This window comes from uncultured Bradyrhizobium sp. (genome assembly GCF_947648125.1).
In the GTDB taxonomy this organism is placed as follows: domain Bacteria; phylum Pseudomonadota; class Alphaproteobacteria; order Rhizobiales; family Xanthobacteraceae; genus Bradyrhizobium.
In genome coordinates, this window is record NZ_CANSMR010000001.1 from 687624 (window position 1) to 712356 (window position 24733).

At 63.4% G+C, this 24733-nt stretch carries 22 protein-coding genes; 20 read left to right on the top strand and 2 right to left on the bottom strand.

Annotated elements, in window-relative coordinates; translation table 11 throughout:
* Positions 1-103: 103 nt before the first annotated feature.
* The 4 genes from Q0030_RS03260 to Q0030_RS03275 all read left to right on the top strand — a co-directional run bounded on the left by Q0030_RS03260 (position 104) and on the right by Q0030_RS03275 (position 4329).
* Complete coding sequence (locus Q0030_RS03260; protein WP_298363155.1) at positions 104-979, top strand: S-methyl-5'-thioadenosine phosphorylase; 876 nt, start codon at positions 104-106, stop codon at positions 977-979.
* A complete protein-coding gene (mtnA, locus tag Q0030_RS03265; RefSeq protein ID WP_298363156.1) occupies positions 976-2076 on the top strand; it encodes an S-methyl-5-thioribose-1-phosphate isomerase in 1101 nt (366 codons plus the stop codon). The genes Q0030_RS03260 and mtnA overlap by 4 nt, the downstream gene beginning before the upstream one ends.
* Positions 2077-2152: 76 nt before the next feature.
* On the top strand, positions 2153-2695 hold the full coding sequence (locus Q0030_RS03270; RefSeq protein WP_298363157.1) for a tripartite tricarboxylate transporter TctB family protein: 543 nt from the start codon (positions 2153-2155) through the stop codon (positions 2693-2695).
* Between the two features lie 122 nt (positions 2696-2817).
* Positions 2818-4329: a tripartite tricarboxylate transporter permease gene (locus tag Q0030_RS03275; protein WP_298363158.1), complete on the top strand. Its 1512-nt coding sequence runs from the start codon at positions 2818-2820 to the stop codon at positions 4327-4329.
* Positions 4330-4398: 69 nt separating this feature from the next.
* Here the strand turns inward: Q0030_RS03275 and Q0030_RS03280 are convergent, their stop codons facing one another.
* The gene (locus Q0030_RS03280; protein ID WP_298363159.1) at positions 4399-5592 is read right to left on the bottom strand and encodes a CoA transferase; all 1194 of its coding nucleotides are present in this window, start codon (positions 5590-5592) and stop codon (positions 4399-4401) included.
* A 305-nt stretch (positions 5593-5897) separates the two neighbouring features.
* On the opposite strand from Q0030_RS03280, the gene Q0030_RS03285 reads away from it, so the two are divergent.
* The 8 genes from Q0030_RS03285 to Q0030_RS03320 all read left to right on the top strand — a co-directional run bounded on the left by Q0030_RS03285 (position 5898) and on the right by Q0030_RS03320 (position 14911).
* A complete protein-coding gene (locus Q0030_RS03285) occupies positions 5898-7451 on the top strand; it encodes an oligosaccharide flippase family protein (RefSeq protein WP_298363160.1) in 1554 nt (517 codons plus the stop codon).
* Positions 7452-7453: 2 nt separating this feature from the next.
* On the top strand, positions 7454-9292 hold the full coding sequence (gene asnB / locus Q0030_RS03290) for an asparagine synthase (glutamine-hydrolyzing) (RefSeq protein ID WP_298363161.1): 1839 nt from the start codon (positions 7454-7456) through the stop codon (positions 9290-9292).
* 3 nt (positions 9293-9295) lie between these two features.
* Complete coding sequence (locus tag Q0030_RS03295; protein WP_298363162.1) at positions 9296-10393, top strand: glycosyltransferase; 1098 nt, start codon at positions 9296-9298, stop codon at positions 10391-10393.
* Positions 10394-10541: 148 nt separating this feature from the next.
* A complete protein-coding gene (locus Q0030_RS03300; protein ID WP_298363163.1) occupies positions 10542-11381 on the top strand; it encodes a methyltransferase domain-containing protein in 840 nt (279 codons plus the stop codon).
* A complete protein-coding gene (locus Q0030_RS03305) occupies positions 11360-11947 on the top strand; it encodes an acyltransferase (protein WP_298363164.1) in 588 nt (195 codons plus the stop codon). Before Q0030_RS03300 ends, Q0030_RS03305 begins: the two co-directional genes overlap by 22 nt.
* Positions 11937-12788: a class I SAM-dependent methyltransferase gene (locus tag Q0030_RS03310; RefSeq protein ID WP_298363165.1), complete on the top strand. Its 852-nt coding sequence runs from the start codon at positions 11937-11939 to the stop codon at positions 12786-12788. The genes Q0030_RS03305 and Q0030_RS03310 overlap by 11 nt, the downstream gene beginning before the upstream one ends.
* Before the next feature lie 3 nt (positions 12789-12791).
* Entirely contained in the window at positions 12792-13721 is a 930-nt protein-coding gene (locus Q0030_RS03315; protein ID WP_298363166.1) for an NAD(P)-dependent oxidoreductase, read from the top strand.
* Positions 13718-14911, top strand: coding sequence for a glycosyltransferase family 1 protein (locus Q0030_RS03320; protein WP_298363167.1), 1194 nt, complete (start codon positions 13718-13720; stop codon positions 14909-14911). The genes Q0030_RS03315 and Q0030_RS03320 overlap by 4 nt, the downstream gene beginning before the upstream one ends.
* A 106-nt stretch (positions 14912-15017) precedes the next feature.
* Here the strand turns inward: Q0030_RS03320 and Q0030_RS03325 are convergent, their stop codons facing one another.
* Positions 15018-15905, bottom strand: a complete 888-nt coding sequence (locus Q0030_RS03325) for a methyltransferase domain-containing protein (RefSeq protein ID WP_298363168.1) — start codon at positions 15903-15905, stop codon at positions 15018-15020.
* Between the two features lie 338 nt (positions 15906-16243).
* Between Q0030_RS03325 and asnB (Q0030_RS03330) the strand changes: the two genes are divergently transcribed.
* The 8 genes from asnB (Q0030_RS03330) to Q0030_RS03365 all read left to right on the top strand — a co-directional run bounded on the left by asnB (Q0030_RS03330) (position 16244) and on the right by Q0030_RS03365 (position 24714).
* A complete protein-coding gene (gene asnB / locus Q0030_RS03330) occupies positions 16244-18058 on the top strand; it encodes an asparagine synthase (glutamine-hydrolyzing) (protein WP_298363169.1) in 1815 nt (604 codons plus the stop codon).
* An 8-nt stretch (positions 18059-18066) separates the two neighbouring features.
* The gene (locus tag Q0030_RS03335) at positions 18067-19158 is read left to right on the top strand and encodes a glycosyltransferase family 4 protein (RefSeq protein ID WP_298363170.1); all 1092 of its coding nucleotides are present in this window, start codon (positions 18067-18069) and stop codon (positions 19156-19158) included.
* Positions 19155-20363, top strand: a complete 1209-nt coding sequence (locus Q0030_RS03340; RefSeq protein WP_298363171.1) for a glycosyltransferase family 4 protein — start codon at positions 19155-19157, stop codon at positions 20361-20363. The genes Q0030_RS03335 and Q0030_RS03340 overlap by 4 nt, the downstream gene beginning before the upstream one ends.
* Positions 20364-20510: 147 nt before the next feature.
* The gene (locus Q0030_RS03345) at positions 20511-21149 is read left to right on the top strand and encodes a winged helix-turn-helix transcriptional regulator (protein WP_298363172.1); all 639 of its coding nucleotides are present in this window, start codon (positions 20511-20513) and stop codon (positions 21147-21149) included.
* On the top strand, positions 21149-21664 hold the full coding sequence (locus Q0030_RS03350; RefSeq protein ID WP_298363173.1) for a transcriptional activator RfaH: 516 nt from the start codon (positions 21149-21151) through the stop codon (positions 21662-21664). The genes Q0030_RS03345 and Q0030_RS03350 overlap by 1 nt, the downstream gene beginning before the upstream one ends.
* A gap of 117 nt (positions 21665-21781) precedes the next feature.
* Positions 21782-22720, top strand: coding sequence for a Gfo/Idh/MocA family oxidoreductase (locus tag Q0030_RS03355; protein WP_298363174.1), 939 nt, complete (start codon positions 21782-21784; stop codon positions 22718-22720).
* Positions 22717-23313, top strand: coding sequence for an acyltransferase (locus Q0030_RS03360; RefSeq protein ID WP_298363175.1), 597 nt, complete (start codon positions 22717-22719; stop codon positions 23311-23313). The genes Q0030_RS03355 and Q0030_RS03360 overlap by 4 nt, the downstream gene beginning before the upstream one ends.
* A gap of 102 nt (positions 23314-23415) precedes the next feature.
* Positions 23416-24714, top strand: a complete 1299-nt coding sequence (locus Q0030_RS03365) for a hypothetical protein (protein ID WP_298363176.1) — start codon at positions 23416-23418, stop codon at positions 24712-24714.
* Positions 24715-24733 lie beyond the last annotated feature (19 nt).

The window sequence follows — 24733 nt, forward strand, 5'->3', positions numbered from 1 at the left end:
AGCGGCGCAGTGATTATTGCGCCGCAGTATGGCCGAACGTCCGGCGAGCCCGATCGGGCTGGGTCACCCCTCCGTCGCCGTTGCGGGACCGCATGGAGCGATCATGAGCAAAGCCGTGTTGGGGATCATCGGCGGATCCGGCATCTACGATCTGCCGGGCCTGGAAAACGTCCGCGAAGAAGCCATCGCGAGCCCCTGGGGCGAGCCGTCGGCGCCGCTGCGCCGTGGCGATATGGCTGGATTGCCGATCGTGTTCCTGCCGCGGCACGGCCCGGGACACGCGCTGTCGCCGTCCGACATCAATTATCGCGCCAATATCGACGTCCTGAAGCGGGCCGGGGTCACCGACCTGGTCGCGCTGTCCGCGTGCGGCTCGTTCAAGGAAGAGCTGCCGCCGGGCACGTTTGTGCTGGTCGACCAGTTCGTCGATCGCACCCACAAGCGCGAGAGTTCGTTCTTCGGCAAGGGCTGCGTCGCGCATGTGTCGATGGCGCATCCGGTCTCGCCGTTGCTGGTGAAGCATCTCGCCACCGCTGCCGAAGCCGAGCGCATCGCGTTCGCGCGCGGCGGCACCTATCTCTGCATGGAGGGACCGCAATTCTCCTCGCTCGCCGAAAGCCTGACCTACAAGGCGCAGGGCTATTCGGTGATCGGCATGACCAACATGCCCGAAGCCAAGCTCGCCCGCGAGGCCGAGATCTGCTACGCCAGCGTGGCGATGGTCACCGATTTCGACTGCTGGCATCCGGCGCATGATGCCGTGACGGTGCAGGATATCATCCGGGTGCTGAATTCGAACGCCGAGAAGGCCAAGGCGCTGGTCGCGCGTCTGGCACGGGATTTTCCGCGCGAGCACGAGCCCTGTCCGATCGGCTCGGATCGCGCGCTGGACACCGCGCTGATCACGGCGCCTACGGCCCGCGATCCGCAGCTGCTTGCCAAGCTCGATGCCGTCGCAGGAAGGATCCTGAGCGCATGAAAGTCGACGGGCGCCATTTTCGCAGCATCTGGCTCGAGTCCGACGGCTGGTCCGTCGGCGCGATCGATCAGCGGCGGCTGCCGCATGAATTCATCGTTGCGAAGATCACGACGGCTGAGGAGGCCGGCGAGGCCATCAGCTCGATGTTGGTGCGCGGTGCGCCGCTGATCGGCGCGACCGCGGCCTATGGCATGGCGTTGGCGATGCGCGCCGATTCCTCCGATGCGGCGCTCGACCGGGCCGGCAAGATGCTGGCTGCGACCCGGCCAACCGCGATCAATCTGAAGTGGGCGATCGACGAGATGCAACGCGCGCTCGCGCCGCTCGCAGCTTCAGCACGGGCGGAAGCGGCCTATGCCCGCGCCCGCGAGATCGCCGACGAGGACGTCGAGATCAACCGTGAGATCGGCCGCCACGGGCTCGGCCTGATCGAAAAAATCGCTGCGACCAAGAAGCCGGGCGAGCCGGTCAACGTGCTGACGCATTGCAATGCTGGCTGGCTTGCAACCGTCGACTGGGGGACGGCGACATCGCCGATCTACCAGGCGCATGATCGCGGCATTGCGATCCATGTCTGGGTCGACGAGACGCGTCCGCGCAATCAGGGCGCCTCGCTCACCGCGTGGGAACTCGGTCACCACGGCGTGCCGCACACGGTGATCCCCGACAACACCGGCGGCCATCTGATGCAGCATCGCATGGTTGACCTTGCGATCGTCGGGACCGACCGCGTCGCCGCCAATGGCGACGTCTGCAACAAGATCGGGACCTATCTGAAGGCGCTCGCCGCGCACGACAACGATGTGCCGTTCTACGTTGCACTGCCGTCGCCGACCATCGACTTTAGTATCGATGATGGCGTCAGGCAGATTCCGATCGAGCAACGCGCCGCCAGTGAGGTGACGCACCTCACCGGGCGCACGGCGGACGGACGGATCGAGACCGTGCGCGTGGTTCCGGACGGCTCTTCCGTCGCCAATTTCGGCTTCGACGTCACGCCGGCGCGGCTGGTTACGGGATTGATCACCGAGCGCGGCGTCCTCGGCGCTGATCGTGCTGCGCTTGCGAGCGCATTTCCCGAACGTTCCGGGCGTTAGCTGAAGGCTGCATTGACGGTGATTGGTTCAGCACGCTATCCCAATCGTTGCCCTCGCAACCCAGACCGTCCAATCCATGTCCAATACCGAACTTGAGATCGTCGTCGACGATCCGACCGCGCCTGAAGAGAACTCGCCCGCCGTCGTCTCTACCGGCGTCGTCGATGTCATCGTCTCGCTGCTGCTGCTTGCGCTCGCATTGGTGCTCGGTTGGGACAATTGGCGGACCGGCGCATCGTGGGACTCGACCGGGCCGCAGCCGGGCTATTTTCCGTTCTATCTCTCGGTGATTCTCGGCGCCGCCAGCCTCTATGGCCTCGGCGCCGCCTTCGTCTCGCGCCGGGAAGCCGCCGAGACCTTCGTCACCCGCGCCCAGTTTCGCCGGGTGATGGCGGTGTTCGTGCCGACATTCCTGTTCTGCCTCGCCACCCAATATCTCGGCCTCTATGTCGCGAGCTTTCTCCTGATCGCGGGCTTCATGCGCCTCGTCGGCAAGATCGCGCTGTGGAAGTCGCTGCTCACCGCCTTCATCTTCACCGCCGCGATGTTCGTGACCTTCGACATCGCATTCGACGTCATCATGCCGAAGGGGCCGCTCGAAGCGGCCTTCGGCTACTGAAGCATGATCCGGAAAAGTGTGATGCGGTTTTCCGAAAAGATCATGCTCAAACAAGGAGCTAAAGCGCGATGACAATTCGACCTCATTTCATCGCGCTTTAGTAACCGACGGGATTTCGAGACATGGAAGCCTTCGGTCTCCTGCTACACGGCTTTGCCGTCCTTTTGACGTGGAAGACGCTGCTGTTGATGATGGTCGGCCTCGTGCTCGGCATCTTCGTCGGCGTGCTACCTGGGCTCGGCGGCCCCAACGGCGTCGCGATCCTGCTGCCTTTGACCTTCACGATGGATCCGACATCCGCCATCGTGATGCTGTCGTGCATCTATTGGGGCGCGTTGTTCGGCGGCGCCATCACCTCGATCCTGTTCAACATCCCCGGCGAAGCCTGGTCGGTCGCGACCACGTTCGACGGCTATCCGATGGCGCAGCAGGGCAGGGCGGCCGAAGCGCTCACGGCCGCGTTCACCTCGTCCTTCATCGGTTCGCTGGTCGCGGTGCTGCTGATCACGTTCCTGGCGCCGATGATCTCGTCGTTCGCGCTGAAGTTTGGCCCGCCGGAATTCTTCGCCGTCTACCTGCTGACGTTCTGCTCGTTCGTCGGCCTCGGCCGCGAGGCCAAGCACAAGACCGTGATCTCGATGTCGCTCGGGCTGCTGCTCGCCGGCGTCGGCATGGATACGGTGTCCGGGCAGCTGCGCATGACCTTCGGCTCCGCCGAGCTGCTGCGCGGCATCAACTTCCTCGTCGCTGTGATCGGCCTGTTCGGCATCAGCGAGATCCTGCTCACGATGGAGGAGCGCCTGGCGCTGCGCGGGCACGCCGCCAGTATCAGCCTGCGCGTCGTGCTCTCGGTGTGGAAGGATCTACCGAAGTACTGGGTGACGCTGCTGCGTTCGTCCGTGATCGGCTGCTGGCTCGGGATCACGCCGGGCGGTGCGATCGCGGCGTCCTTCATGGGCTACAACCTCGCCAAGCGTTTCGCCAAGGATCAGGAAAGTTTTGGCAAGGGCCGCATCGAGGGCGTGTTCGCGCCGGAGACCGCCGCCCACGCCTCGGGCACCGCGGCCTTGTTGCCGATGCTCGCGCTCGGCATTCCCGGTTCGGGCACAGCGGCGATCCTGCTTGGCGGCCTGATGGTGTGGGGCCTCAACCCCGGGCCGCTGCTGTTCGTCGAGCACAAGGATTTCGTCTGGGGCCTGATCGCCTCGATGTATCTCGGCAACGTCGTCGGTCTCGTGCTGGTGCTGACCACGGTGCCGATCTTCGCCTCGATTCTGCGCGTGCCGTTCGCGGCCGTCGCCCCGATGATCGTGGTGTCCTGCGCGATCGGCGCCTATGCGATCCAGAATGCGATGTTCGATATCTGGCTGATGCTGGGCTTCGGCGTGGTCGGCTACGTCTTCAAGAAGATCGGCTTCCCGCTTGCGCCGTTCACGCTCGCATTGGTGCTCGGCAGCCGCGCCGAGGACGCGTTCCGGCTTTCGATGATCGGGGCCGGCGGCGACATGAAGGTGTTCTGGTCGAACGGCCTGGTCGGCACCATCACGACCCTGGCGATCGTGCTGCTATTCTGGCCGGTGATCGATCGGGCCTTTGCCGGCGTCGCGCGTCTGGTGCGGCCGGCAAAGACGTGAGGCCTTATAGCGTTTTCAAGCGAAGTGGATATCGGTTCGCGTGAAGAAAACGCGTCAAGACTAGAATCTCTAGACGACTTTGCGTTGCCTGAGCTCGGCGATCTCGTCCTGGCCGAAGCCGAACTCGGCCAGCACTTCCTCGGTCTGCTCGCCGAATTCCGGCGGGCGCGCCGCCATCTTGCTCGGCGTCCGCGACAGCGTCACGGGCTGGCTGACCAGCTGGATGTGCCGGTTCTCGTCATTCGGCACGTGCTGCGCCATGCCGAGATGCTTGACCTGGGCATCCTCGAACATCTGGTCGATCGAATAGATCGGCCCGCACGGCACGCCGGCGGCGTTCAGCTCCTGCACCCAGGTCTCGGTCGACTTCTTCTCGGTCAGCGCGTTGATTCGTGCATTCAGCGCGTCGCGGTTCTTCGAGCGCGCCGGTGCGGTCGCGTAATCGGGGTCGGTGACCAGGTCGGGCGCGCCGATCGCCTGTGCGCAGCGCTCCCAGATCCGCCCGCCTGTCGTGGCGATGTTGATGTAGCCGTCGGTGGTCTTGAACACACCAGTCGGGATCGAGGTCGGATGGTTGTTGCCGGCCTGTTTCGCGACTTCCTTTTCCATCAGCCAGCGCGCCGCCTGGAAATCCAGCATGAAGATCTGCGCCTGCAGCAGCGAGGTCTGCACCCACTGGCCTTCGCCGGAGACGTCGCGTTCCAGGAGCGCGGTGAGGATGCCGATCGCGCAGAACAGCCCCGCGGTGAGGTCGGCGACGGGAATGCCGACCCGCATCGGTCCTTCGCCGGGCGCGCCGGTCACCGACATCAGGCCGCCCATGCCCTGCGCGATCTGATCGAAGCCCGGCCGCTTGTGATAGGGGCCATCCTGGCCGAACCCGGAGATGCTGCCGTAGACGATCCGCGGATTGATCTTGCGCACGCTCTCATAGTCGATGCCGAGCTTGGCCTTTACGTCCGGCCGAAAGTTCTCGACGATAACGTCGGCTTGCTCGGCCAGCCGCTTGAACACCTCGAGCCCCTTGGGATCTTTCAGGTTCAGCGTCATGGCACGCTTGTTGCGGTGCAGGTTCTGGAAATCCGACCCGCCACGCGGGCCGCCCGGCTGCTCGCCGCCGCCGTCCTCCAGCAGCGCATCGATCTTGATGACGTTGGCACCCCAGTCGGCGAGCTGGCGCACGCAGGTCGGCCCCGACCGGACCCGGGTCAAATCCAGCACGGTGAACCGGGACAGGGCTTGGGATGCGCGGGGAAAGGGCATTGAGACACCTCTTGTTTGGCGGGCCGCTCTGGGGCTACTGCCTATCTGCCATAGACAATTTGGCTGACCTTTCCAACTGTTACCCGGGCAACAAGCCGGGCTGGAAACAAACAGGCATGATTCCGTGAATATCGGCCCCCGCCTCGGCCGTCGTTCAGGTTTCCCCACACCTGCTTACAGGCCCTGCCATCCGCCAACCCTCGACAATCACTGCGCCGGCTGCTAGCCCGTCGCCATCCGAGTGAGTTTTTGCCCTTATGGAAGAGGCACTTGAGGCGCATCGAGGCGATCGACCGAAAGCGGGCATGGCGGTGAAAAAGGGCCCATCCCATCTGCTCGGCAATTCGGCGTGGAACGCGACGGCGTTCGCGGTCGCGGTTCTGCTCAACCTCGCGATTCTACCATTCGTGATCTTCCGGCTCGGCCTTGCCGCCTTCGGGGTTGCGGGCCTGGTGACAGCCTGCGTCGCGCCTGCCCTGATGTTCAGCAATGCGCTTGGCCTCTCGACGGCGCGCGAGCTCGCGCAAAGGCTGGAACCGTCCGATCGTGACGAGGCACGGCATTTCTTCGCGACCGCCCTTGCGCTCGCGATCGCCGTGGGCAGCCTGATCTCGGCATTGCTGATCCTTGCCGGACCGCCGCTCGCGCGATTGGGATTTCACCTGGGTGGTCCGGCGTCCGATGACCTCGGGCTTGCCTTTGCATTGGCCGGCGCCGGCTGGCTGTTCCAGTGCCTGTTTGCGGTCTTCCTCTCGCTGTTCACGGCGCGCCAGGATTATCGGCGGATCGCGTCGATCAGCATCACCGGCACGGTGGTGACGACGATGTCGATGCTGCTGCTGATCCCATACGCCCCACGCGCCTCGACCTTCCTCGGCTGCCAGGCCCTGGGCTTCGCGACGAATCTGCTGATGGCCTTCGCCTGGTCGCGGCACGCGATCAGCGATTGGCTGGTGCGGCCCGCGCTCGATCGCACTGCGCTGCGCGCACTCGTGAAACTTGGCGGCTGGCAGGTCGCGGCGCAAAGCGGCGCGCTGTTTGCCGGCCAGGCGGACCGCTATCTGCTCGGCGCGCTGCTGCAGCCGCAATTCGTCGGCTTCTACAGCGTCGCGCAGCGGTTGGAGGAGGCGGTCTATATCGGCGTGTTGAAGATCGGCGAGATCTTGTTCCCGTTCTTCAGCACGCTGCAGAAAGAGGATGACGATCGCAAGGTCGACCTGCTGCTTCGCTCCTCCTGGATTCTCAACGTGCTTGCCGCGAGCGCGCTTGGCGGCCTGATCCCGGTTGCCGGCGCGCTGCTGTATCGATGGACCGGCGCCGAGGTCGCCGCCGAGGCGCAGCTCGTGCTGGTGGTGCTTGCGATCAGCGGGATATTGGGGTCGAGCGCCAACGTGTTCGCGTTCTATCTGCTCTCGCAGGGACGCTCCAGTTTCAACGCGTTGATCTCGCTCGTCACCGGCACCTTCACGCTGGCGACCAGCGCCATTGCGTTGCCGTATTTCGGCTGGCAGGCGGCCGGCTGGAGCTCCTGCGTCGGGATGGTTGCCCAGATGGTCGTCACGGTGCTGTTGTTGCGACGAACCTTCAGGCTCTCGGCCATGTGGTCACGGATGATGCACTTCGTCCTGATCCCGCTCGGCACGGGAATCGCCGTTGCGCTGGTGCTGCGCGCGCAGCTTGGCCATGCGCCGTTCGACCACGCGCCGTCATGGTGGTATGTGGTGTCGCTCTACGGCGTGTCGGCGGCGGCGATCTTTGTCGCCGCCGTCGCCGTGTCGCAACTTGGTCCCTATCGCGCCATCTGCTGGCGGGATCTTCGCGTCATCGTCGCACGCTTCTTGCCCTTCAAGGCCGCCTAGACATGTGTGGTATCGCAGGCATCGTCAATCTGCGCGGCGGCCCCGTGGACCCAGCCGACATCTCGCGGCTCACCAGCCTGATCGCGCATCGCGGTCCGTTCGGCGAGGGCACCTGGTTCAACGCGAAGCGAAACGTCGCCTTCGGCCATCGCCGGCTCGCCATCATCGATCCCGGCGAGGGCGGCTATCAGCCGATGGCATCGGGCGATGGCCGCCATGTGATCGTCTACAACGGCGAGATCTACAACTTTCTCGAACTGCGCCGCGAGCTCGAGGCGAAGGGCGCGGTCTTCCGCAGTCAGTCCGACACCGAGGTGATCCTTGCCGCCTGGCAGGCGTGGGGCGAGGACATGCTGCTGCGCTTCAACGGCATGTGGGCGCTGGCGATCTACGACACCGTCACGGATGATCTGTTCCTCGCGCGCGATCGGTTCGGCATCAAGCCGCTGCTGTACGCGTTGTCAGGCGAGCGGTTCGTGTTCGCGTCCGAGCAGCGGGCGCTGGCGCGGAGCGGGCTGGTCGAGACGTCGCTCGATGTCGACGTGGCGCGGCGGCTGTTGCTTGACCCGTTCGGGATCGAAGGCAGCGAGCGCACTCTGTTCGCGCAACTGCGGCGCCTGCAGGGCGGGCACTGCATGTGGTTGCGCCAGGGCCGGGTGCAGGTGCGCCGCTGGTGGCGGACGGTGGATCATCTGCCTGATATCCCGGATACCGAGGCCGAACGCATCGAGCGCTTTCGCGACCTGTTTCAGGATTCCGTCGCGCTGCGCATGCGCAGCGACGTTCCGATTGGGACCTGCCTGTCCGGCGGGTTCGATTCGTCTGCGGTGATCTGCGCGATGGCGACCCATGAGAAGGCCGGCATGGGACCGCGCGACTCGACCGCCTGGCGGCACGCCTTTGTCGCCACCTTTCCCGGCGCCAGCAACGACGAACGGCCGATGGCGGAGGAAGCGGCGGCGTGGGCCGATGTGGCGCCGAGCTTTCTCGAGATCGGGCGCGCCGATGCGCTCACTGACCTTGATCGGATCCTTGACGACAACGACGACGTCTATATCGGGCTGCCGAGTGCGCCGTGGCTGATTTATCGCGAACTCCGGCGCCAGAACGTCACTGTCTCGCTCGATGGCCACGGAGCGGACGAATTGATGGGCGCCTACCTGCAGGAGGGGCAGTCCACCGCATTCCGGATCCGCAACGCCGCAGCCGCGCTCACGTCACGATCGCAGTTGGCGCAACGCGGCATCGACTTCCTGCGGACGCAGATGATCAGGCGCCAGGGGCATTATTTCCTGCGGGGAGGCCTGACGGCGATGCCCGCAGCGCTGCCGTTGGTCGCAGAGGATGATGAGTTGCCGAACGCGTGGGGCGCGCTGAACCGGCGTCTCTATCGGATGTTCCACTCGACCACGCTGCCCACCATTCTGCGCAATTTCGACCGGCTCTCGATGGCGCACGGGATCGAGGTGCGCATGCCGTTCATGGACTGGCGGCTGGTGACCTACACGATGGCGCTGCCGGAAACGAGCAAATCGGCCGATGGCATGACCAAGGTGGTCGCGCGGCAGGCGATGGCAAACCTGATGCCTGAGAGTATCCGCACCGCGCGCCGCAAGGTCGGCTTCAACTCGCCGATGCCGGAATGGCTGAACGGGCCATTGGCGGGCTGGACCAATGAGCTGCTCAATCGCAATGTCCCGGCGTTTGCCGAGTTCGTCGACGAAGCGCCGCTTCGAAAGACCGTCGGCCACTTGACGGCATCGCAGAGCTGGGATTGGGAATCCGTCGGCCGGATCTGGCCATACCTGAACATGAAATGGATGTTGGCAAGGTCCGTATAACCAATGCGTCTGTTCCAGAATAGCGGTCTCTATCCGTCCTATCTGCCGCGGCTGAACCAGCTTGCGGCAAAAGCGTCAACCTTTGCGGCACGTCGCGATGTGTTCCTGCACGATCGCTTCGGCGCGGCACATTTTCTCGAGCCCGTGCTCGACGGTGCACCCGAAGCCTTCTTCACCAATGGCGACGACGAAGTGCTGCAGCGCCAGTGGGCGCGTGAGCAGGGCATGAAGGGGACGCCGACGCTCGAAGCCATTCTGCTCGCGCAGATCGAGCATCACATGACCGACGTGTTCTACAATCTCGATCCGGTGCGTTATCCGAGTGCGTTCATCGCCAGGCTTCCGGGCTGTGTGAAGAAGACATTGTGCTGGCGCGCGGCGCCTTCCGGTAATGCCGACCTGACCGCCTACGGCGCGGTGCTTGGAAACTTCCCGTCGATCCTCGAGGCGTGGCGCAGCAAGGGCTGCCGGGCGGAGCTGTTCTTCCCCGCGATCGATCCTGTCATGGAGCAGTACGGCCACGGCGAACGGCCGATCGATGTGGCGTTTGTCGGTGGATATTCGCGGCATCACAGCGCGCGCGGCAGGACGCTCGAACAGGTCGCGGCTCTGGCCGCTGAACGCAAGATCGTGTTCTGCCTCGATGCGTCGCGGCTGACACGGCTTGCCGAAAGCGCGGTCGGTCGGTTGCTGCCGCTGCAAAAGCACCGCAGGCCCGACGTCATCGCGCGAATAGCGCGACTGCCGCTGTTCGGCCGGGACCTCTACGAGCTGTTCGGGTCCGCCAAGATCGTGCTCAACGGCGCCATCGACATGGCCGGCAACGATCGCGGCAATATGCGCTGCTTCGAGGCAATGGGCTGCGGAGCGCTGCTCGTGTCGGATTCCGGCAACTATCCGGAGGCGATGCAGGACGGCGTCACGATGCGCACCTACGACGCGCCTGAAAGGGCCGCCGGGGCGATTTCAAGCAGCCTGCAGGATTGGCCGCAATGGGCCGCGATCGCCGCGTCCGGCCGAAGCCGGGTGCGGCAGACCTACAGCAAGGCCTCGCAATGGGCCCAGTTTATCGATCTCGTTGCGCGGATTGAGCCGTGCTAGAGGGCTTTTCGAGCGAAGTGGATGCTGTTTCGCGTAAAGAAAATACGCCGAAACGAGAATCTGGAGCCCTGTTCCGATTCCATCGGAACGGAAAAGGCTCTAGAGGGTGCACAGTGCCGGCCGGTGGGCGGGCGATCGGGCCGAGATGATGTCTGCAAGTGACTTGATCCATCAACTGAAATGGGTGGCCGACGGGCTCGCCGTGCCGCTGTTCAGGTTGCGGCCGCGGCCGTTCGGCCCGGGTTATCAGACGGTCAAGCGCGATACGATCACCGCGGCCATCGACGCGGGCCTGCTTCGAGCCGGGAAGGAGCTTCCGCCCGGCTACGGCGTCGCCATGGACGAGCGCGTGGTGGAATATCCGTGGGTCTATGGCCGGCTGAGCAATGTCGGCAAGATGCTGGATGCGGGATCGACCTTCAACCACGACTTCCTGCTGCAGCGTCCGCCATTGCGCGGCGCTGATCTCACCATCATGACGCTGGCGCCGGAGCGGCGCTGCTACTGGCGTGACGGCTACTCCTATGTGTTCGGTGATCTCCGCAAGACGATGTTCGGCGATCAGGTGTTCGACACCGTCGCCAGCATCTCGACGATCGAGCACATCGGCCTCGACAATCAGATGCTTTACACGGGCGATCCGCGCGACGCCGAGACCGATCGGGACGGCTTTGTTCCCGCGGTGAAGGAGTTCAAGCGCATTCTGAAGCCCGGCGGGACTTGCCTGATCTCCGTGCCGTTCGGCAAACGCGAGAATCTCGGTTGGTATCAGGTGTTCGATCTTGCGATGATCGAACGGATCATCGAGGTATTCGGGGCGGCGTCTCACCATGTCGATTATTTCGGCTATTCGAGACAAGGCTGGTCGCGCCAGAGCGCCGAGGCGCTCGCTGACGCCACCGTTTTCGACACCCACACCGGCAAGGGGCGGGGCAACGACCTTGCGGCGTCGTCGCGCGCCGTCGCATGCCTGCAGTTGACGGCATGAATATCGACTATCTGATCCAGCGCCTGATCGGTCGTGCGACGTGCCGGTTGCAGCCGGACGCGGCGCTCGGCCGCTCTGCCAGGATCAGAAACATCCGGGGCGATTCCGACAAGATCGTCGTCGGCCGCAACAGCCGCATCCTAGGCGAACTCCTGACCTTCGCGCATGGCGGCGAGATCAAGATCGGCGAGTGGTGCTACGTCGGCGAGGGAACCCGGATCTGGTCGGCCGCCTCGATCGAGCTCGGCAACCGCGTGTTGATCTCGCATTCGGCAAATATCTTCGACAATCTCACGCATCCGCTGCGTTCGGCGGAGCGTCACCGGCAGGTCCGGCAGATTTTCACGCGCGGACATCCGAACGATATCTCGCTTGACGAGAGCCCGGTTAAGATCTGCGATGATGCCTGGATCGGCGCGGCTGCGATGGTGCTGCGCGGTGTGACAGTTGGGCAGGGCGCGATCGTCGCGGCCGGCGCGGTCGTGACCAGGGACGTCGCGCCGTTTTCGATCGTGGCGGGCAATCCGGCCGTGCTGGTAAGGGAGCTTGGCCCCAATGAACGGTGAGCGCCAGTTTACCACCTGGGAGGACGCGGTGGTCTGGCTGCGCAATCAGCCGGAGCAGCGCCAGCTTGTGCTCGACGCGTTCTACGACGATCCGCTGGTTGGCGCTGCTGAGCGCTATTTCCAGAGTTCCGAGTGGCAAGCGGTCGCCACGTTGCTCACCGGCCGGTCAGGTGCCGCGCTCGACGTTGGAGCCGGTCGCGGCATCGCGAGCTACGCGCTCGCCCGAACCGGCTTTGCCGTAACGGCACTCGAACCGGACCCCAGCGCGATCGTGGGCGGGGCGGCGATCCGCGGCCTGGCGCAACAGACGCAATTGCCGATCCAGGTGGTCGAAGAGTTTTCCGAGCGGCTGCCGTTCGCCGATGCGACGTTCGATCTCGTCTTCGCCCGCGCTGTGCTGCACCATACGCGCGATCTCGAGGGCGCGTGCCGGGAGATGTTTCGCGTGCTGCGGCCCGGTGGCATGCTGATCGCGGCGCGTGAGCATGTCATCAGCAAGGAGGCGGATCTTCCGCAGTTCCTTGCGCAGCACCCGTTGCACCATCTTTACGGCGGCGAACATGCCTTCCTGCTCGATCGCTACACCGGCGCGTTGACCAAGGCAGGGTTTTCCGCGGTCGACACGCTGGCGCCGCTGCAAAGTCCGATCAACCTGTTTCCCTATACGTCGGAGACCCTGAAAGCCGCGATCGTGACCAGGTTGTCGCAAAAGATTCCGGTGGCGCCGCTGTGGCGAACCGCGCTTGGATCGCGCCGTGTCTTCGGATCGCTGCTGTCGATGGCCGAACGTTTCGACAATCGACCTGGTCGGCTCTACTCCTTTGTCTGTCACAAGGCCTGAGCGATGATCGTCTGGGTTACAGGCGCGAACGGGTTTATCGGCCGCCATCTCGTGCATGAGTTGGCGGGAGCGGGCCACGCGGTGCACGGCGTCGGACACGGCGCGCTTGACGCAACGGAATCCCGGCGGCTCGGTTTGCAGAGCTGGATCAACGGCGAGATCGATGCGGCCAATCTGAATGCACTCGCGACGGCGCATGGGCTGCCGACGCATATCTTTCATCTGGCCGGCGGATCGTCCGTCGGTGTCTCGATCGAACGGCCTTTTGAGGATTTTTCCCGGACCGTGGCGAGCACCGCTCGCCTGCTGGAATGGTTGCGCGGCTCTGCGCCAAACTCCGCACTGATCGTGGCATCGAGCGCGGCGGTCTATGGGGCCGATCATTTGGGGCCGATTCCGGAAGACGCGGTGCTGACGCCGATGTCACCCTATGGCCAGCACAAGCTGATGATGGAGCAATTGTGCCAGAGCTACGCCCGGTCATTCGGTATTCGCTCCGCCGTTGTGCGGCTGTTTTCGGTGTATGGACCCAACCTGCGCAAGCAGTTGCTGTGGGATATCTGCTCGCGGCTGAAGGCGGGCCAGAGTCCGCTGACTCTCGGCGGGACCGGCGCTGAAATCCGCGATTGGATCGACGTGCGCGACGTCGCCAGATTGCTGGCAAGTGTCGCGCAGCAGCTATCGTCGGAGGCGTTCTCCGTGATCAACGGAGGCTCCGGCCACGGAACCAGCGTGACGGCGATCGCGGACGGGCTGATCAGGCATTGGGGCAGCGACACTGTCGTGCACTATTCGGGCCTTGCGCGGCACGGCGATCCGGTCAGCCTGCTGGCCGACGATGCGCGTCTGCGTCGCATGAAGTTCGACTGGCGGATTCCGCTCGATCGCGGCCTTGCCGACTACGTCGCCTGGTTCAAGGGACAGGCTTCGTGACGATTGCCGGCCCGGTACGCTTTGCGTTCAACCATATTTCGCGTCCGCTCTGGGCTGGCGGGTACAACTATCAGCGCAATCTGTTTGCGGCGCTGGCCCGCTTTCATCCCGGCGAATTCGTTCCGGTCGTCCTCGCGGGGCATCAGGCCGATGCGAACGAGCTTGCCGAACTCGCCGCGATCCCGGGTGTCGAGATCGCGCGCTCAGCGGCATTCGACGGGCAGCCGGGCCTGACCGCCGCGCTGGTGCGCGGCCTGGATCGTGGTGCAGCGCAGGCGTTTCGAAACGCGCGGGTTGATGCGGTGGTCGAATCGGCGCGCTTCTTCGGCTGGCGGCTCGCGCTGCCGGCGGTGGCTTGGATCCCCGATCTGCAGCACCGATCCTTGCCGGAGTTATTTCCAGCCACCGCACGTTGGCGCCGCGAACTCGGCTTCCGTATGCAGATCGCCTCCGGGCGGTCCATATTGCTGAGCAGCGAAAGCGCGCTGCGCGATTTCCAAGCCTACTATCCGCGGGTTAGAAACAAGGTCTACGTGGTTCGCTTCGCGACCCAGCCGCCCACCGGGCTTCTCAACGAAGACCCGCGCGAGGTCATCGCGACCTATGGCTTGCCGGAGAACTACTTCTATCTGCCGAACCAGTTCTATCGCCACAAGAACCACCAGCTTGTGGTCGAAGCGCTGACCATCCTGAAGCGTCGTGGCGTGAACGTAACCGTTTGTGCGTCCGGCAGCACCGAGGATCGGCGCGAACCCGGCTACTACGAGCTCGTCAAAGCGGAGATCCAAAAGCGCGGCCTGGATTCATCTTTCCGCCACGTCGGCATCATTCCGCTGGCGCACGTCTACGCGCTGCTGCGGGCGTCGACCGCGATGATCAATTCATCGCGTTTCGAAGGCTGGAGTTCGACGGTCGAGGAGGCGAAGTCGTTCGGCGTGCCGATGATTCTGTCCGATATCGACGTGCATCGGGAACAGACCGAAGGAGCTGCGCGCTATTTCGGTGTCGATGATCCAGCCGCGCTGGCAGATCATCTGGCGCAATTATCGGGACAATGCCACGGACAGGTGGTGAGAAACATCGTTCCGCAGCAGGATGATCGCGTGCGCGCCTTCGCGGCGAGCTTCGCCGATGCCATGCGGCGGGCAGTTCACCGGGATATCGATCAACCAGCCGCAAAATTGATGTGAAGGTTGAGCGGTGGTCGGCCGCGGAGTTTCGGCAAGTCACGACCAGTAGACCGCCGTGCACGGAAACCAGCTGCCCCGGCCGCTCACGACACAAATCAAACCTCGGCTAGGGTTTGGTCGCTTCCAGATAGTGCTGTGCCTCGGTAGAAGCGGTCCTCGTCACCACCAAACTGCACTCGGCTGACCACTGCCTTAGCTCGTCCATTTCGTAGCGGTACGCATAGGGCGGGTGATACCAGTCGAAGTTGACCAGGTCGCAATGTCGCTCGGAGAATCCCGAATTGTGCCAGCACTTCATAAAATGCTGATAGATGAACGATTGCACAGGGTAGCGGCCGGCCTTGATGCCGAGGAACGGCAGATCCTCCGCGATTGTGACGACGCCGTCGCACGCCTGAAGATCACGCCCGAGCTTGGTGACCTGGTTGGCTACTGCAAAGGCCGCGCCGGTGTCCATAGCGATGATCTCCGATCGCAGAGCGTCATCGATCGCCTCCCGCATTCGAGTTTTTTTTGCGTAGGCTGTGATCGCGATCGTGCCACCGCTCGCAAGCTGGTCGACCAGCGTCCGATAGGTAGCCTGTGGATTCGGCGTGTGATGGATTGCCGCACGACACAGAACGAAATCAAACAGGCCTTGATCAGCCGGCTTCGTGATGTCGCCCTGCACCAGCGAAGCGTTAGCCGGGCGCGCGATGTCGTCCAGAGAACCGTGGAGGTCCATCCCGAAATAGCGAAGGCCGTTAGGATTCGGCGTTGCTGTCAGTGCATTCATGATGTCGCCGTAGCCGCAGGCTGCGTCGTAGACCCTCACGGTACGCTGGCTGGCTTCGTCTCGGATTCTGTCGAACACGCTTTGCCATGGTAGCTGACGGGAGGGCATGGCCTTGGCAGCGTCAGGGTTTTGCTTGACAAAATCGCCAAATTTCAGGTCCGCGCCCCACTGTTCAGTGTAATGCGCCGCGGTCTTCGAGACGTATTCGCCATGGTCCATAGTCACGCCCTCGTGGCCTTCCTTCGCTCTGGTAGACGATCGGGAACGTCAGAACAACTACCAGTGTTGCGCGGGTCTGCCGATTATCCAGGCTCGGTGTTAGTTTGAACGACCGTGTCGCTGGATGTTCGGTGCCCATTCGGTCCGGCGCGCCGCCCGCGATATCCCTTGCGCCGTAAGGTTGACGTTCATCGCGTGAACAGGCTAGAGAGGCGCTTGGGTGCTGCGTGGCATTTCCTCGCGACAGACGCGAAGTGTTTGCGCGCAGGACGCGGCAGCTCAGATGCGCTGCCTGTCGGACCGATCACGAAACACAAGCGGATTAGGCTCATCAAACCGTGTGCGGCATATTCGGCCTAGTCGCCAAGAACGGGCTCGTCGATGCCGGTCAGGTCGATCGATTGACGGATCTTGTCGCGCACCGCGGTCCGGATGGTCGCGGCGTCAGGATCAATGGCAATGTCGGGTTAGGGCACCGGCGGCTTGCCATCATCGACCTGACGGAAGACGGCGCGCAGCCGATGCGCGACCGTCTGCTCCCGATCTGGATCACCTATAACGGTGAGATCTACAATTACCTCGAGCTTCGCGCCGAGTTGGAGGCGCTGGGACATGTCTTCCACACGGCCTCAGACACCGAGGTCCTGCTGGCGGCCTATATCCACTGGGGCGAGAGTTGCCTCGACCGCTTCAACGGCATGTGGTCGTTTGCGATTCACGACGAGCGCGACAACACGCTGTTCTGCGCGCGCGATCGCTTTGGCGTCAAGCCGTTCTACTTCGCAGACATGCCAACCCAGTTCGCCTTCGGCTCGGAGATCCGCCAACTGCTTCCGTTGATCGGGCGTTCGATCGCGGACGACGATCTCGTCAGGGATTTCCTAGTCTGCGGTTTGAGTGATCACACCAATCGGACCTTTTTCAAGGGTATCGAGAAGCTGCTGCCCGCACACAAGATGCGGGTCGACGTCTCGACCGGCCGGATCGCCATAGAGCGCTACTATTCGCTGGCGCCGCGCGCGGCCGTGGCGGACGAGCAGGATGCCACGAGGTCGCTGGCCGAGCTGCTGGACGATGCGACGCGGCTGCGCCTGCGCTCGGACGTTCGCGTCGGCACCTGCCTGTCGGGAGGTTTGGACAGTTCCAGCGTCGCGACGCTGGCTGCGAAGCGCTATGCGGCAAATTCCAACGAGCGGTTCTTTGCCATCACGGCCGTCAGCGAGGAGACGACGAATAATGAGGAAGCCTACGCGGCCGATGTCGTGGCCAAGGCCGAGCTGAACTGGCTGCGCACCAAGCCGAGCTACGAGGATTTCGCGTCGACCGCGGAAGCCTTGCTCGATGTGCAGGAGGAGCCGTTCGGCGGACCCTCGATCATGATGCAATACGAGGTGATGAAGACGGCGCGCGCGAACGGCGTGATCGTGCTTCTCGACGGCCAGGGCGGTGACGAGACGCTGCTGGGCTATCACCGCTATTATGCGGCCTGGCTCCGCGATCGGCTCGATCACGCCGGTGTCGGCGGATTTCTCTCCGCCTTTCGTGCCGCCACGCAGGCCGGCGTATCGGCGCGCCGCCTGTTGATGTACCTGTTCGGCGCCAGCTCGGCGGCGCTGCGGAGCGCATTCTACCGCTGGCAGTACACCTTCCTGAAGCGCCCGGACCTGCCGGAGTGTCTTCGCCGTTTCGCGCGTGAGACGCGCGATGCGCAGCAAATGCAGGTGTTGGAGATCACCGAAACCAATTTGCCGATGTTGCTGCGTTTCGAGGACAAGAACTCGATGCGGTTCGGCATCGAGACGCGATTGCCGTTTCTGGACTATCGATTTGTCGAGTTTGCGCTGAGTCTGCCGACGCGCATCAAGCTGAACCAAGGCTGGACGAAATGGCCGCTCCGTGCAGCCATGCAGGAGGTTCTTCCGGCCAGCATTTCCTGGCGCAAGGACAAGATCGGCTTTGCCGCGCCCGATCAGATCTGGCTCAACCGGCACTCGCCGGCGATGTATGAGAAGGTGGTCGGCAGCACATTGCTTGCCCGCTACGTCGACATGGTGGCGGTGAAGCGCAAGTTCCACCGGCTCGACCTCGGAATGCGCTGGCGGCTCTACTGCGTGGCGCTTTGGGGTGAACGCTTCCGGGTTGGAGCCCCATGAAGATCTGCATGCTGTCGAGCGTCCACTCCGCCAACGACATTCGAATTGTTGAGAAGGAGGCGCGAAGCCTGTCCGAGGCCGGTCACGACGTGACCGTCGTGGCGCGGCCGCCGCGCCCGAGTGACCCGGGACGCATTGCATTCAAGTTGATCGAGATACCGCCGATGGCGCGATGGAAGCGTCCCTGGGTGGCGGGAAGGGCAGCGATTGCGCTCGCCCATGCGGCCACAGCCGATGTCGTGCAATTCCACGACCCCGAGTTGATACCGTTCGCGTTGCGGCTCAAGAGGCGCGGCTGCAAGGTGATCTACGACGTCCATGAGGACGTGCCGTTGGATATCCATTCCAAGCGGTGGATTTGGCCTTGGATGCGGCCGGCTGTGGCACGCGCGATGGAACTGGTGGAGCGAAACGCCGCGCGGCATTTTGATGCGATCGTGGCCGCGACGCCGGCGATGGCCGATCGCTTCCGTGCCTACGGTGCCGATGTCACGTTGGTCCGGAACACCGTGCGGCTGGACGAATTCATCGCGCCGACGGCGACGACCGCGCGGCGACGTCAGGCGGTCTATGTGGGGCGCACCAGCTTTGACCGCGGACTGGTCGAGATGGTGGAGGCATGTGCGGCGGTCCGGCTGCCGCTCGTGCTCGCGGGGAGCATCGGCCGCGAGGAACAGGCCTGGCTTGAGAAAACGTCCACGGACGTGTCATACAGAGGCACGCTGGGGCGTGGTGAGATCGCGACGCTGCTCAACGAAAGTCTCATCGGGCTCAATCTGCTGTTGCCCGAACCTAATTATTTGCTGTCACTTCCAACCAAGCTTTTTGAATATATGGCCGCTGGGCTACCTGTCATTTCAAGTGATCTGCCGAAGTCCAAAGAGATCGTCGAGGCGGCGGGATGCGGCTTTGTCGTGTCGCTCGACGATCGCGCGGCCTTACTTGACAGCCTTTCCAGGCTCGCCGACGACCCTCGACGCGCGATCGCATTGGGGCTGGCGGGGCGGGCGGCGGTCACCCGGAATTACAATTGGCAGCACGACGCGGCGGAGCTCAACCGGCTCTACCGGCGATTTGCGGCGCCCGGTGGCGTGGCATGAACATCTGGCTGCTGCATCCCTTTGCCGGCGGTCCGGGCCTCGGCCGTCACTATCGTCCGTTCTGGCTGGCCGACGCCTGGGCAAAGATGGGCCATCGGGTGGTGGTGGTCAGCGCCGGCTTCCATCATCTGCACAGGCAACCGCGCGCGCCGGGACCGCAGCGGATCAATGGCGTCGACTTCTGGTTCCTCGACACGCCGCGCTACGGCAATGGCAGCCTGGGGCGGCTTCGCAACAATCTGAGCTTTGGTCCCGCCGTAAGCTCGGCAGCGTCGGCAATTGCCGCGCAGTTCGGCAAACCGGATCTGATGATCGCGTCGAGCCCGCATCTGTTCTTCATTTCGGCGGCGCATCAGGTCGCGCGGCGCTTCGATGCCAGGTTCTGGATCGAGATCCGCGACCTCTGGCCGGAGAGCATCATTGCCCTTGGGATGACCCCGGCATGGCATCCCCTGATGAAGGTGCTCGGCTGGAAAGAGCGCGCCGCCTATCGTGAGGCAGATCGCGTGATCTGTCTGCTGGCGGGCGCGGAAGCCCATATGCGTGCGCGCGGCCTGGCGGCCGGCAAGTTCCTGTGGATTCCCAACGGGGTGTCCGACGACGAAATCCAGAACGCGCTGACCATCGAGAATCTCGCTCACCCTCTGATCGACCGCATCAATGTGCTGAAGCAACAGGGCAGGCGCGTCGTACTCTACGCCGGTGGCATGGGCCCCCCGAATGCCGTGGAAGCCATTCTCGACGCCGCTTCCATTCTCGGCAAAGCGAGCCCCGAGATTCATTTCGTGATGATCGGGTCGGGCACCTCGCGCGAGGCGCTCAAACAGCGGGCTGCCGGGCTTGCCAATGTCGAATTTCACGATGAAATCGATCGATCGGTCGTGCACGGCATGCTGCACGCTTCCGATTGCGCGGTGGTCGCCTTCCACAAGAACGCGCTCTACTATCATGGCATCAGCCCCAACAAGCTGTTCGACTATTGCCTGTTCGCGCCGCGCAGCGTCATCGCCTGCGAAGAGCCGGCGCTCGCCGGGCTCGGAGACCTGGTGACCGCGCGGTGCGCGCCGGATGATCCCGGTGCGCTCGCAGCGTCGCTGTGCGCGGCCCTGAACGGTCCGGCCCGCCCCCGGGGGGATCGCATCGCTGTCGCGCAGCGCTACAGCTATTCAGCGCTCGCGGCGCGATATCTGGCTGGAACGGCATGATCGGGCCTGAAGTGTGGCCATCCCGACACATAAGCGTGAATAAAATCCATTTATAATCAGATAGTTGACGTGTTCATTGCGTGAACGAATTCGCTTGACGTTCATCGAGTGAACGCGCTATCAGCCTCTCCAGTGGGGATAGGCGTGATGGCAGGCATTCTACCGACGGATGAGGGTGACAGCGACCGGCTTGTGCTGGGACTGCTCAGCTCCCTCGAGGCGGATGGCGCGCAATCGCAGCGGCACATCGCGGCCGAACTGGGCGTCGCGCTCGGGCTGGTCAATGCCTACCTGAAGCGGGCGATCAAGAAAGGCTTCGTCAAGGTCGGGTCGGCGCCTGCGCGGCGCTATGCCTACTACCTCACCCCGCAAGGCTTCTCCGAAAAATCGCGCCTGACCGTCCAGTTCCTTACGGACTCCTTTTCGCTCTTCCGCAAGGCGAAGGAGGAATTTGCTCGGCTGTTTGAGGACGCGCAGGCGCGCGGCTTCAGGCGGGTCGTGCTCGCCGGACAGTCGGACCTTTGCGAGATCGCGATCCTGTGTGCGGTCGACGGCCCGATCGCGATCCTCGCCATCGTCGATCCCGACGCCACCGCGAGCCGGTTCATCGGGGTAAAGGTGGTGTCCTCCTACGCGCTGGTGGACGAGCCGTTCGATGCGGTTGTGGTGACCCATTTGACGGCCGCGCGAACTGTCTTCGATCAGGCGGTTAGCAATTTCGGGGCGGAGAGGGTGCTCGCGCCGGGGCTGCTGGGCTTGTGTCCCAAGCAGCCACAGGGAGCGTGATGGCCATGGAGCCGGGTTTCCACTGGTACGTTGTGCAGACGCAAGTCAATGCCGAGGTGAAGGCCGCCGCCAATCTCGAACGGCAGGGGTTTTCTATCTATTTTCCCCGCTACATGAAGCGCCGCAGTCACGCCAGGAAAGTGGAGACTGTGCCGCGTCCGTTGTTTCCGCGCTATCTCTTTGTCGGGATCGACGTCGAGTCCCAGCGATGGCGTGCAGTCCAGTCGACGCTCGGCGTGTCGCATCTTGTGTGCGTCGGCGATCGGCCGGCCGTGGTAGAACACGGCGTCATCGATGCCTTGAAGTCGCGCGAGGATGAGGCCGGCTTCATCACGCTTGTGCGCAGAGCGGCTTTCTCGCCCGGCGACACGGTACGAATTGTCGATGGCGCATTCGTCGATAGTCTTGCGCTTGTGGAAAATGCCAGCGACCACCATCGTGTGGCCGTTCTCTTGAACCTGTTGGGCCGCAAGGTGCGCGTTCTCGTCGGGGCGGATCTGATCGCCGCGGCTTGAGCGCGTTCTGCTGTCCGGCGGGCGTGACGGAAATATTTTGGCTCGGGTGTGACGCTGATTCACCCCGAGTGCGGTAGCTTGCCTGAAGCAAACAGAACGTTCGAAGAGAGGGACTTCATGACGAACTACGCGCTGATCGGGGCGGCCGGCTACATCGCGCCGCGTCACATGCGGGCGATGGCCGACACCGGTGGGAAGCTCGCCGTGGCTTACGATCCCAACGACTCCGTGGGAATCATGGACAGCCATTTTCCCGATGCCGAGTTTTTCACGGAGTTCGAGCTGTTCGATCGTTACGTCGGCGCGATGCAGCGCGACGGCAAGAAAATCGACTACATGACGATCTGCTCGCCGAACTACCTTCACGACGCGCACTGCCGGTTCGCGCTGCGCTCCGGGGCCGACGCGATCTGCGAGAAGCCGCTGGTGCTCAATCCCGGCGATATCGACGGGCTGGCGGCGATCGAGCGCGATACCGGCCGGCGGATATCCACCATTCTGCAATTGCGTCTGCACCCGGCGATCATTGCGCTTCGGGATCGTTTCGCGAATTCGCAGAAGCGCCACAAGGTCGAGCTCACCTACATCACGTCGCGCGGGCGCTGGTATCACACCTCCTGGAAAGGCGCAGAAGACCGGTCCGGTGGCGTGGCGACCAACATCGGGGTGCACTTCTTCGACATGTTGAGCTTCGTGTTCGGACCCGCCAGCCGCAACGAGGCGCATCTGCGCGAGGCGGAGCGGGCGGCAGGCTCGCTGGAATGCGAGCGCGCCGACGTCAGCTGGTTCCTTTCGCTTGACCGCAACGACCTGCCGGAGGGCGTGAAGGGCAAGAAGACGACCTTCCGCTCCATCACCGTCGATGGCGAAGAGGTCGAGTTCTCCGAAGGGTTCACCGATCTCCACACGCGAAGCTACGAGGAGATCATCGCCGGCCGCGGCTTCAGGCTCGACGAAGTGCGCCCCTCGATCGATATCGTGTCCACGTTCCGCCATGCGCCGATCGTTCGAAGCAATGGCGTTCACGCCTTCGCCCAGAAGGCGATGCACAAATGAGCGAGATGCGCGAGGATCCGCGCTTCCCCGGCGTGCTGATCCATCAGTCGAGCTACGTCGACGACGGTGCCGTGCTTGGACGCGGCACCAAGGTCTGGCACTTCTGTCACATCCTGTCGCGCACAGTGATCGGTGAGAATTGCTCGATCGGCCAGAACGTGACGATTGGTCCCAATGTCAGGATCGGAAACGGCTGCAAGATCCAGAACAACGTCTCGATCTATGACGGTGTCGAGCTCGCCGACGACGTATTTTGCGGCCCGAGCTGCGTCTTCACCAATGTCAACAATCCGCGCGCCGACGTGTCGCGGAAAGATGAATTTCGCAGGACGCCGATCGGGCGCGGCGTCAGCATCGGTGCCAATGCAACCATCGTCTGCGGACATTCGCTGGGCGAATACTGCTTCATCGGGGCCGGCGCCGTCATCACGAAGGATGTCCCTGCGTTTGCATTGATGGCAGGAAATCCGGCAAGACGGATCGGCTGGATGAGCAGGGCCGGCGAGCGGCTCGGGGTGGATCTTGTGTGTCCGCGGTCGGGTGAGGCTTACATCGAAGCCGACGGTCGATGTTTTCTGAAAGAGCCGCACTAGCCTGCGCTTCCAAATCAACTTCAGTCATACAGACAGATGCACCCAGTCTCCGATTTCTCGCGCCGGGCGGTCGAGGCGCCCACGTCTGGGCGGTCTCTTCAATTGCTGCTGCTTTGCGATTTCGCGGGAGGAAGTGCCTCTACGATCATCGACCATGTGATGAGTCTGAGGAAATCATCCCGGCACGCGATCCATATCTTCAACTCGAAAGGCGACCTGTCCGACGCGCTTGAGCTCGACCGGTTTGACGGCGTCCTAATCCACTATTCTCTCGTCGCCTGCATGGACGACTATATTGGTCCCAATCTGCGTGCGGCCATCAGCAGGTTCAAGGGGCTGAAGGCCGCCTTCGTCCAGGACGAGTATCGATGGACGAATGAGACTACTGACGCCTTGAGGGGGCTTGGTATCCACGTCCTGTTCAGCGTCGTCCCGCCGGAGATCATGGACGACGTATATCCCCAGGAGCGACTGCCGGGTGTCGTCCGGGAAACCTTGCTCACCGGCTACGTTCCAACTGAATTGCTCGGCAGGACGGTCCCGCCATTCGAGGATCGCGCTGTAGATGTCGGTTATCGCGCGCGAAAGCTTCCGGCGTGGTTGGGAAGCTTTGCCCGGGAAAAGTGGCTGATTGCGGATCGGTTCAAGGCGGATGCCGCCGGGTACGGGCTGATCTGCGACATGTCGACGCGCGAGGAAGATCGCATATACGGCGAGAGCTGGATCGAGTTTCTCGCGAACTGCAAGGCCGTCCTCGGCACCGAAAGCGGCTCGAGCATTTGTGACTTCACCGGCGAGATTCAGCGCAACGTCGAACGACATGTGGCCCGTGACCCGGCGGTAGGTTTCGACACGCTGCGCGATCTCTACTTCAAGGATGCAGACGGTCAGATCGTTCTTTCGGTCATTTCGCCGCGCTGTTTCGAAGCAGCCGCGTTGCGAACATTAATGATCCTCTATGACGGCCATTATTCCGGAAGACTTGAGGCTTGGCGGCACTACGTGCCGCTGAGAAAGGATCATTCCAACATGTCCGAGGTCGTTGGTGTGCTGCGCGACCGCTCGCGGGTCCAGGAGATCATCGATCGGGCCTATCGCGAGGTTGCCCTCAATCCCGACAACAGCTTCGAGGCAATGGTTGCGCAGGTCGATCGCGTCATTGACCGCGCATTCCGTCCCGAAATGGCTGCGGCCAAATCGCCGTATGCCGACGCAGAACTCACTGCGCTGATGAGGAAGGAACGTCGCCGGGCCACGATCCGAAGAGCGCTGCAGCGTCTGGAGCGAGGCCGCCGGCGTCCGACCAAAACGGCGGGGACTGTTGTGGTGAGGACGTTTGGTGTGTTTGCGCGCCTCGCTCGGGCCCCGCTGCGTCGTTGGACAAGGCCGAAGATCTCGTGATGGGCCGCACCCGTTCATC

Coding starts and splice junctions, on each gene's coding strand:
- Q0030_RS03305 (WP_298363164.1), top strand. CDS start 11,360: ATGCCTGCAGTTGACGGCATGAATATCGACTATCTGATCCAGCGCCTG.
- Q0030_RS03270 (WP_298363157.1), top strand. CDS start 2,153: ATGTCCAATACCGAACTTGAGATCGTCGTCGACGATCCGACCGCGCCT.
- Q0030_RS03335 (WP_298363170.1), top strand. CDS start 18,067: ATGCTGTCGAGCGTCCACTCCGCCAACGACATTCGAATTGTTGAGAAG.
- Q0030_RS03315 (WP_298363166.1), top strand. CDS start 12,792: ATGATCGTCTGGGTTACAGGCGCGAACGGGTTTATCGGCCGCCATCTC.
- Q0030_RS03285 (WP_298363160.1), top strand. CDS start 5,898: ATGGCGGTGAAAAAGGGCCCATCCCATCTGCTCGGCAATTCGGCGTGG.
- Q0030_RS03345 (WP_298363172.1), top strand. CDS start 20,511: ATGGCAGGCATTCTACCGACGGATGAGGGTGACAGCGACCGGCTTGTG.
- Q0030_RS03295 (WP_298363162.1), top strand. CDS start 9,296: ATGCGTCTGTTCCAGAATAGCGGTCTCTATCCGTCCTATCTGCCGCGG.
- mtnA (WP_298363156.1), top strand. CDS start 976: ATGAAAGTCGACGGGCGCCATTTTCGCAGCATCTGGCTCGAGTCCGAC.
- Q0030_RS03310 (WP_298363165.1), top strand. CDS start 11,937: ATGAACGGTGAGCGCCAGTTTACCACCTGGGAGGACGCGGTGGTCTGG.
- Q0030_RS03275 (WP_298363158.1), top strand. CDS start 2,818: ATGGAAGCCTTCGGTCTCCTGCTACACGGCTTTGCCGTCCTTTTGACG.
- Q0030_RS03260 (WP_298363155.1), top strand. CDS start 104: ATGAGCAAAGCCGTGTTGGGGATCATCGGCGGATCCGGCATCTACGAT.
- Q0030_RS03325 (WP_298363168.1), bottom strand. CDS start 15,905: ATGGACCATGGCGAATACGTCTCGAAGACCGCGGCGCATTACACTGAA.
- Q0030_RS03300 (WP_298363163.1), top strand. CDS start 10,542: ATGTCTGCAAGTGACTTGATCCATCAACTGAAATGGGTGGCCGACGGG.
- asnB (WP_298363161.1), top strand. CDS start 7,454: ATGTGTGGTATCGCAGGCATCGTCAATCTGCGCGGCGGCCCCGTGGAC.
- Q0030_RS03350 (WP_298363173.1), top strand. CDS start 21,149: ATGGCCATGGAGCCGGGTTTCCACTGGTACGTTGTGCAGACGCAAGTC.
- Q0030_RS03360 (WP_298363175.1), top strand. CDS start 22,717: ATGAGCGAGATGCGCGAGGATCCGCGCTTCCCCGGCGTGCTGATCCAT.
- Q0030_RS03280 (WP_298363159.1), bottom strand. CDS start 5,592: ATGCCCTTTCCCCGCGCATCCCAAGCCCTGTCCCGGTTCACCGTGCTG.
- Q0030_RS03355 (WP_298363174.1), top strand. CDS start 21,782: ATGACGAACTACGCGCTGATCGGGGCGGCCGGCTACATCGCGCCGCGT.
- Q0030_RS03340 (WP_298363171.1), top strand. CDS start 19,155: ATGAACATCTGGCTGCTGCATCCCTTTGCCGGCGGTCCGGGCCTCGGC.